Consider the following 224-nt stretch of genomic DNA (forward strand, 5'->3'; position numbering starts at 1 on the left):
GGACGCCGACCTTGCCCTGGTGGAGGTTGCGGTGGACGTCGTAGGCGGCCTGCCCGGTGTCTTCCAGGGAGTAGACCTTGGAGAGGGTGGGGTGGATCTTGCCCTTGGCGATGAGGCGGTTGGCTTCCCAGGCTTCGCGGTAGTTGGCGAAGTGGGAGCCGACGATCTTCTTGAGGGACATCCACAGGTAGCGGTTGTCGTACTCGTGCATGTAGCCGGAGGTG

At 63.4% G+C, this 224-nt stretch carries 1 pseudogene; it reads right to left on the reverse strand.

Annotation, left to right across the window (positions count from 1 at the left end):
- Positions 1-224, reverse strand: a pseudogene (locus tag ACEPPI_RS41010) (crotonyl-CoA carboxylase/reductase); the annotation flags it as partial.

It is taken from the genome of Streptomyces sp. AB3(2024) (assembly GCF_041862025.1).
Lineage (GTDB): Bacteria > Actinomycetota > Actinomycetes > Streptomycetales > Streptomycetaceae > Streptomyces.